The sequence below is a fragment of the Paenibacillus residui genome, assembly GCF_042677205.1.
Lineage (GTDB): Bacteria > Bacillota > Bacilli > Paenibacillales > NBRC-103111 > Paenibacillus_L > Paenibacillus_L residui.
Window position 1 is genome coordinate 159,337 of the sequence record NZ_JBHTIU010000081.1, and the last position, 8,095, is coordinate 167,431.

The window sequence follows — 8,095 nt, forward strand, 5'->3', positions numbered from 1 at the left end:
CGAAACAATGAATGTCGTTATTGCGCAATCCGGAGGACCGACCCCTGTCATTAATATGTCACTGCGAGGCGCGGTGGAACAAGCTATAAGAACGGATTCGATTCGGGAAATATACGGCTCCCGCAACGGCGTTGAAGGGATTCTGGACAACAGGCTCATTCCTCTTAATGATAAATTGGCAGAATTGGAGCAAGCCTCGCTTCAGCCCGGAGCCGTATTGGGCGGGTCGCGTTATTCGCTTCGCGAGGAAGACCTGCAGGCGATCGTAGATCGTCTGGAGGAGCGGAATGTGCGGATTTTCTGCTATATTGGCGGGAACGGCTCGTCCCGGACCGTCATGGCGCTGCACCGGTATGCATCGGAAGCCGGCAAAGACATCCGATTCGTTCACATCCCCAAGACCATTGACAATGATCTGTATGGAACCGATCATACGCCGGGATACGGCAGCGCCGCAAAGTTTGTTTCTCATATCGTCCAATGGATCGGCATGGATATGGTCTCCATGAAAACCTATGACAAGGTGGAGCTGATCGAGGTCATGGGGGGGAATTCGGGCTGGTTGGCGGCTGCAAGCGCTTTAGCCAAGCAGAATGAGGAGGATTTCCCGCAGATCGTTTACCTGCCGGAGAAGGAAATTTCCCTGGAAGCCCTGCTGGCGGATGTGGAAAAGGCTTATCAACGCTTCGGCTGCGCCATGATGATCGTTCCCGATCATCTCAAGATTTCCGGTCTGCAATCGGACATGAAGCCGAATCACCCGAGACAAGGGTATAACGGCGGAATCAGCAGCAAAATGGCGGTGGAGATACGTTCCAGGCTGGGGCTTAAGACACGTGTGACGGCTCCGGGAACGCTGTATCGCAGCATGAGCTGTCTGGCTTCCGAATGCGACTTGTCCGAGGCCTACCGGCTGGGGGCGGAAGCTATCAAATTCGCGGAGGAGGGACGGTCCGGCGGAATGGTTGCCTTGACCCGTCTTTCGGATCAGCCCTACGCGAGCAGAATCGACTGGAGCGACCTGAAGAATATAGCCGGCCAAGAGAAGCCGCTTCCGGACCATTATTGGGATGCCGTGAATCAAATGCCCGCTGAGGCGTTCCGTAATTATTTGCTGCCTTTGGTTGACGGGCAAGTCTTGAAACCGATTTCATTATGACTTCTTCGACGCCTTCATTAAGATTGTAAGTGAAAGTCTTTTTTGAGAACCTTCCAAGGGGAGTTGAATGAAAGAATGACGAAAAGCAAAACTGTTACCGGTATCCTTTCGCTCGTTTTAGTCTTGTCCGCTTGCTCGCCTCTGTCCACGTCGAATGAAAATTCCCAAGGCAGTGCATCGGAGCCGCCGAAGCAAGACGGGAGGACGCAAATCCACTGGCTGCAGCACTGGGTTAATGAGCAGGGCCCTGACAAAATCAATGAGGTCAAAGCCGCTTTCGAGAAGAAGCATCCGGATATCGAACTGATTATCGATGATGTGCCGTTTGCGCAAGAGCACGATAAAATTCTGTCGCTCGATCTGGCCGGCATGCCGCCGGATATCATTACAGCTTCAGGCGCATGGGTAACGGAATTCGCCGATGCCGGCATCATCGATCCGATCGACGAATACATCGACAAGCTGCCGAAGGAATACCAGGATGCGATAGACGGGCCCATGTCCCTTCCCTGGAAAGGAAAAAGGTATGGCGTCCCGATTACCAATGGAAATATTGCTTTGTTCTATAACAAGACGTTGCTTGAGGAAGCGAACATCGAGCCGCCTACGACCTGGGAGGAATTCCTGGAAGCGTCGAAGAAGCTGACGGACCCGGCCAAGAACCGTTACGCCTTGACCGGCAACATTGTAGCGGAACCGTCGACCGTTATTTCCTATGAGGTCTTTCCCTTCATCCTGCAAGCCGGCGGAAAGATCATCGATAACGGACAAGCGGCCTTCAACAGTCCGGAAGGCGTAGAAGCGCTTAATTTCTACAAAAGTTTAATCAAAGAGCATAAAGTGACTACCCCGGGCGAGCTGAGCGCCGGCGAGAAAGAAAAGCGGGCCAACTTCAGCGCCGGCAATGTGGCCTTTATGTTTGAAGGTCCATGGGGGGTCGCGATCCAGAAGAAATTAAACCCCGATCTTGAGTTCGGTGTCGTTCCGATGCCCAAGGGCAAAGTGACGGGAACGATCGCGCAGGGCTCGGTATTGACCCTCGCTTCCAAAGGAAAGAACAAGGAGGCCGCATGGAAGTTCATCGAATTTATGGGAAGCGCCGAAGGCCAATTGCTGTGGGACAAGGCCACTAACTTCTTCCCGTACAACCAAATTACGATGAAGGACGACTTCTTCCAGAAGGACCCTTATTTGAAAGTGTTCGTTGACCAATTTGAATCTTTCGACAGAATCGAAGTCATTGACAATTTCCTGCCGCAAGCCAACGACTTGCGCAAGCAGTTCACCATCGAGGTTCAGAATTTTCTGACCGATAAGAAAACGGCACAGCAGGCCTTGGACGATGCAGCCGCTTATTGGAACAAGGCTTTTGAGAAAGCCGCCGCCAAATAAATTTTAGTAAAGCTGAGAACAAGGAGGCTCTGTCCAGAGCTTCCTTAGGGGGTGTCTCTTCAAGTGAGTAATTCGTTAACCAAAACCGACCGTAAGCAGCTCGTCCGGCAATCGTCCAGCAATGCCGTCACCGACTTTTTCCGTAAAGTGTCTTTCATTATGCCGGCTATGGTCTTGCTCGTTTTGCTGACCGGTTACCCCTTGTTTCAAGTCATTCAAATGAGCTTCTACGATTACACAGACAAATCGAATCCCGTATATAACGGAATGGCCAATTACAGAGCCTTCCTTGAGGACCCGCTGTTCTGGAATGCGCTGAAGAATACATTGACGTTTACCTTTGTCAGCGTGGCCTGCGGGCTCATCCTGGGTCTTACGCTGGCTCTGCTGCTCAATCAGCCGATCCATTCCAAATTGCGGGGCGCACTGCGGTCCCTGTTTATGTTTCCGTGGCTGACCTCATCCACTGTCGTGGCGGCGGTATGGATGCTCATTCTGAATCCGTTCGGTCTGCTGAACTGGATTTTGCAATCGCTGGGCTTCCAGGAGTTGGGCCAGACGGCTTGGCTGAGCAATGAGCATACCGCGATCTTCGGAGTCATTCTGGCTAACATATGGAGAGGTTTTCCCTTTATGATGCTGATGTTACTGGCCGGGCTGCAGACGATCCCGAAGGATTTGTACGAGGCCGCCGACCTGGACGGGGCAGGCTTTTTCCGCCGCTTATTTTATGTCACCCTGCCTCAGCTCAAGAGCATTCTGCTGACGGTTACCGTTCTGGAAATCATCTGGAATTTCCGCTCCTTCGATCTGGTGTTCCTCATGACCGGGGGCGGTCCGATGAATGCGACAGAAATTTTGTCTACCTATATTTATCAGCATGCTTTCCGTACGCTTGATTTCGGGTACGCCTCAGCTACGGCGATCTTCATGCTGCTCGTGATGATTCTCGTGTCGATCGCCTATTTGAGAACGTCCTTGGGAAAGGAGTCGAACTGACCCGTGCACAGACATCGTCCCTACTTCACGTACTTGTCCCTGTTGGTTCTGGGAAGTATTCTGCTGCTTCCCATTGCCTGGATGATCAGCATCTCGCTCAGGCCCAATCCGGAAGTATTCGCAATGCCGCTCAAAATATTTCCGGAAACGCCAACCCTGGACGCATTTCGCACGGTTCTGCAAAATCGCGATCTGCTGCGTTTGTTCGTCAACAGCTATATCATAGCTCTTTCCGTGACGTTTCTATGTATATTTCTGGCCTCTCTGGCAGGATACGGATTTTCCCGCTTCAAGTTCAAAGGGAAGAAGACGGCGCTGGTCTATATTTTGCTGACGCAAATGTTTCCGATGGTGCTGCTAAGCATACCGTATTTCCTGTTTATTACTCGAGCCGGTCTGTATAATACCTATTTCGCTTTGATTCTGGCTTATACGTCCTTTGCGCTTCCGTTCTCCATCATGATGATGCGCGATTTCATCGCAACGATCCCGCAGGAGCTGGATGAAGCGGCGAAGATCGACGGCTGCGGAGCGTTCAAAACATTCTTCTACATCATCATTCCGCCCAGCCTGCCGGGATTGATTGCTACAGGAGTATATACGTTCATACTGGCCTGGAACGAATTTCTATTTGCCGTCGTACTGACCAACACGATCAACGTCAGACCTTTGACGATCGGCATCGGCATGCTGATCGGCGAATTTACGACCGAATGGAATGCGTTGATGGCACTTTCGTTCATGGCCAGCGCTCCGCTAGTTATTGTTTTCCTGTTCGTACAGAAATATTTCCTGCAAGGGTTGACGGCCGGAAGCGTGAAATAGGCCCCGGTGTTAACCAGACCAAACTATAAAGAGATTATGGGAGTAGGTAAGCAAATGACGAAATCATCCGAACTTATCGTAAAAAGCGCGGCAAATCCCGACAGCGGCGGCAGAGTGCTGGAGATTACTCGTGAATCGGCCGGATGGGATTATGTCGGATTTCAGGTTTGCCGGTTGACCAAAGGCCAGGTGCTGGAAAGAAAAACCGGAAACGAAGAAGTATGCCTGGTCATTCTAAGCGGCAAAGCCTCTGTGGCGACGGAGGATCAGCAATGGGAAGAGATCGGGGAGCGCATGAGCGTGTTCGAGCGGGTGCCCCCTTACTCGGTCTATGTGCCGTCCGGCAATTTCTACAAGGTGAGGGCTCTAAGCGATGAGTTGGAGCTCGCCGTCTGCACCGCCCCGGGCAAAGGCACTTACCGAAGCAGATTGATCAAGCCCGGGGATGTCGGGGTGGAAATGAGGGGAAGCGGCAGCATGCAGCGCCTCATTCACAATATTTTGCCGGAATCGGAGTCGGCCGACAGCCTGCTGGTCGTGGAAGTATTTACGCCTAACGGACATTGGTCCAGCTATCCTCCGCACAAGCATGACCAATTGAATTTGCCGGAGGAGTCCCTGCTTGAGGAAACCTACTATCACCGGATCGAGCCGGAGCAGGGCTTCGCGGTGCAAAGGGTCTATACGGATGACCGCTCTCTGGATGAAACGCTGATAGTGAAAGATGGGGATGCCGTATTGGTCCCGCGCGGATATCATCCGGTATCGGCCCCGCCGGGATATGATCTGTATTACCTGAATGTGATGGCCGGACCGGTCCGGACCTGGAAATTCCGAAATGATCCCGAACATGAATGGATCACGCTTCGTGGTTGAAATAATCCCATGGAAATGTGAAAAGGAGCTTGATATCCCTATGCTTACTTTTGACGTAACCCGTCCCATCGACTTCATAGGCGTCGGCCGTTTATGCATAGATTTGAACGCTAACGAGATTCACAGACCGATGGAGGAAACGAGGACATTTACCAAGTATGTCGGCGGTTCTCCGGCGAATATTACGATCGCATTGGCAAGGCTTGGCCTGAAGACCGGCTTCATCGGGCGAGTGGCGAACGATCAGCACGGCCGCTTCATCGTTAACTATTTGGAAGAACGCGGCATCGATACATCGAATGTCATTACAGATCCATCCGGCAGCGTGACCGGCCTTGCCTTTACGGAAATCAAATCGCCGACGGAGTGCAGCATTCTGATGTACAGGGACAATGTCGCCGACTTGAAGCTGGAGCCCGGCGATGTGAGCGAAGAGTATATCCGCCGTTCCAAATCTATTCTGATCTCCGGCACGGCGCTTGCCCGGAGCCCGTCCAGGGAAGCGGTGTTCGTCGCTCTCGAATATGCCAGAAAGCATAATGTAGTCGTATTCTTCGACATCGACTATCGCCCGTGGACCTGGACGTCTGAAGCGGAAACCGGCGTTTACTGCCGGCTCGTTGCCGAGAAGAGCGATGTCATCCTCGGCGGCCGCGAAGAATTCGATCTGCTGGAAGACCTTCACGGAACCGGACAAGGGAATGATCGCGAGACGGCCGACATGTGGTTCGCCCATCGGGCCAAGATCGTTCTGGTCAAGCATGGAGGGGACGGCTCGACCGCGTTCACCTCGGACGGACAAATCTATAAGGGAACGACCTTCCCCGCCAATGTGGTGAAAACGTTCGGGGCAGGCGATTCGTTCGCGGGAGGCTTCATCTACGGCTTGATGAACGGATGGAGCATAGCCCGCAGCCAGCAGTTCGGCGCCGCTTCCGCATCCATCGTCGTTTCCAGCCACAGCAGCTCCGAAGCTATGCCCACGGCGGATGAAATCCAAGCGGTCATTGACAAATACGGGCAGCGCGAGTCATGAACCGGGAAGGACGGAGAATAGAAAGCCGAGAAGCGGCCTTGGCGTCTCGAGCGGCACCAGCGGGGAGTTAGGCCGAAGACGCTTCTGAATCCGATTTTTCCAATGCATGCCGGTTCGCCCTCTTATGTGCTTGCCGCTGCACAGTACTTATGCTGAATAGACTAGGAGGAAAATAGAGACATGGCGATAACGAAACTGAAAAACTTTGTCGCGGGCCGTTGGGTAGACGCCCGCTCCGAACGAACCGAAATCGTCCCTAACCCGGCAACGGGAGAACCGCTGGCGGAGGTTCCTTTATCTTCGCGGGAGGATCTGGATTCCGCGGTTGCCGCGGCCGCAGAAGCTTACGCCGAATGGAGCCGTGTCCCCGTACCCCGCAGGGCGAGGATCATGTTCAAATACCAGCAGATTCTGGTAGAGCATTGGCAGGAGCTGGCCGAAATGGTGACCAGGGAGAACGGCAAGAGCTATAGCGAGGCCTACGGGGAGGTGCTGCGCGGAATCGAGTGCGTGGAATTTGCAGCGGGCATCCCTTCCTTAATGATGGGGAGCACCTTGCCGGACATCGCAACCGGACTCGAATCGAATATGCACCGCTATCCGCTTGGCGTCGTCGGCGGGATTACCCCCTTCAATTTCCCGATGATGGTGCCGTGCTGGATGTTTCCGCTCGCCATTGCCTGCGGCAATACGTTCGTTCTGAAGCCGTCGGAGAGGACGCCCGTGCTGGCCAACCGTCTGGCCGAGCTGTTCACGGAGGCGGGCCTCCCTGCGGGCGTGCTGAATATCGTTCACGGCGCACATGATGTCGTTAACGGGCTGCTTAACAACGAGCAGGTCAGCGCCATTTCGTTCGTCGGCTCGCAGCCTGTAGCGGAGTACGTCTACAAGACGGCAGCCGCGAGCGGCAAGAGGGTACAGGCTCTGGCCGGGGCGAAGAACCATTCGATTGTTCTGCCGGATGCCAATCTCGATCTGGCCGTGAAGGAAATTATCAACGCCGCATTCGGGTCGGCCGGAGAACGCTGCATGGCCGCATCCGTCGTAGTCGCTGTGGGAGACATTGCGGATGAGCTGGTGACTCGGCTTACAGAGGCCGCCCGCAGCATCGCCATCGGCAACGGCCTTGATGAAGGGGTGTTCCTTGGGCCGGTTATTCGAGCTTCTCATAAGGAACGCACATTAAGCTATATTGAAAGCGGCGAGAGGGAAGGGGCCGTTCTGGTTCTGGACGGACGGCAGGACCCGGCTGCTATGGAGCAGGGATATTTTATCGGTCCCACGATTTTCGACCGCGTTCAGACAGGCATGAAAATCTGGACCGACGAAATTTTCGCGCCGGTATTGTCGATTGTGCGCGCGGAAAGTCTGGAGGAAGCGGTTGAAATCGCCAACCGGTCCGAATTCGCCAACGGCGCTTGCCTGTATACGGATAGCGCCAAAGCGATCCGTTATTTCCGCGAGCATATCGATGCCGGGATGCTCGGAATTAACGTCGGCGTCCCGGCGCCGATGGCATTCTTCCCATTCTCCGGTTATAAGAAATCGTTCTACGGCGACCTGCATGCCAACGGCAAGGACGGAGTGGAGTTCTATACCCGGAAGAAGATGGTGGTCGCTCGATATTAAGAGTGTGGGATCCAATATAATTTGTAAGGATTAAGCGGACGATTCTATCGTCCGTTTTTGTCGCATTTAAGTTCTTTACACGTTAATTCGATTAGGCCGATTATAAGAGCAGAAGCGGCTAGGCCCCCTAATTCCGGAGTCCGCACCATAAAAAAATAACCATGTATACAATTCCTCTC

General features: G+C 53.5%; 7 protein-coding genes. All 7 read left to right on the plus strand.

Annotated elements, in window-relative coordinates; genetic code table 11:
• Positions 1-7 precede the first annotated feature (7 nt).
• The 7 genes from ACFQ03_RS20405 (at position 8) to ACFQ03_RS20435 (ending at position 7,916) form a co-directional block, all read left to right on the plus strand.
• On the plus strand, positions 8-1,159 hold the full coding sequence (locus ACFQ03_RS20405) for a diphosphate--fructose-6-phosphate 1-phosphotransferase (RefSeq protein WP_379290551.1): 1,152 nt from the start codon (positions 8-10) through the stop codon (positions 1,157-1,159).
• Between the two features lie 75 nt (positions 1,160-1,234).
• Entirely contained in the window at positions 1,235-2,551 is a 1,317-nt protein-coding gene (locus ACFQ03_RS20410) for an ABC transporter substrate-binding protein (RefSeq protein ID WP_379290553.1), read from the plus strand.
• 63 nt (positions 2,552-2,614) lie between these two features.
• Entirely contained in the window at positions 2,615-3,550 is a 936-nt protein-coding gene (locus ACFQ03_RS20415) for a carbohydrate ABC transporter permease (RefSeq protein WP_379290555.1), read from the plus strand.
• Positions 3,551-3,553: 3 nt separating this feature from the next.
• Positions 3,554-4,375, plus strand: a complete 822-nt coding sequence (locus tag ACFQ03_RS20420; RefSeq protein WP_379290557.1) for a carbohydrate ABC transporter permease — start codon at positions 3,554-3,556, stop codon at positions 4,373-4,375.
• A gap of 54 nt (positions 4,376-4,429) precedes the next feature.
• Positions 4,430-5,251 carry a 5-deoxy-glucuronate isomerase gene (iolB, locus tag ACFQ03_RS20425; protein ID WP_379290559.1) on the plus strand — a complete coding sequence of 274 codons (822 nt, stop codon included), beginning with the start codon at positions 4,430-4,432 and terminating at the stop codon, positions 5,249-5,251.
• Positions 5,252-5,285: 34 nt separating this feature from the next.
• Positions 5,286-6,287 (plus strand): 5-dehydro-2-deoxygluconokinase, encoded by a 1,002-nt coding sequence (gene iolC, locus ACFQ03_RS20430; protein WP_379290580.1) that lies wholly within the window; start codon positions 5,286-5,288, stop codon positions 6,285-6,287.
• Between the two features lie 180 nt (positions 6,288-6,467).
• On the plus strand, positions 6,468-7,916 hold the full coding sequence (locus ACFQ03_RS20435) for a CoA-acylating methylmalonate-semialdehyde dehydrogenase (RefSeq protein WP_379290561.1): 1,449 nt from the start codon (positions 6,468-6,470) through the stop codon (positions 7,914-7,916).
• The last annotated feature ends 179 nt before the right edge of the window (positions 7,917-8,095 follow it).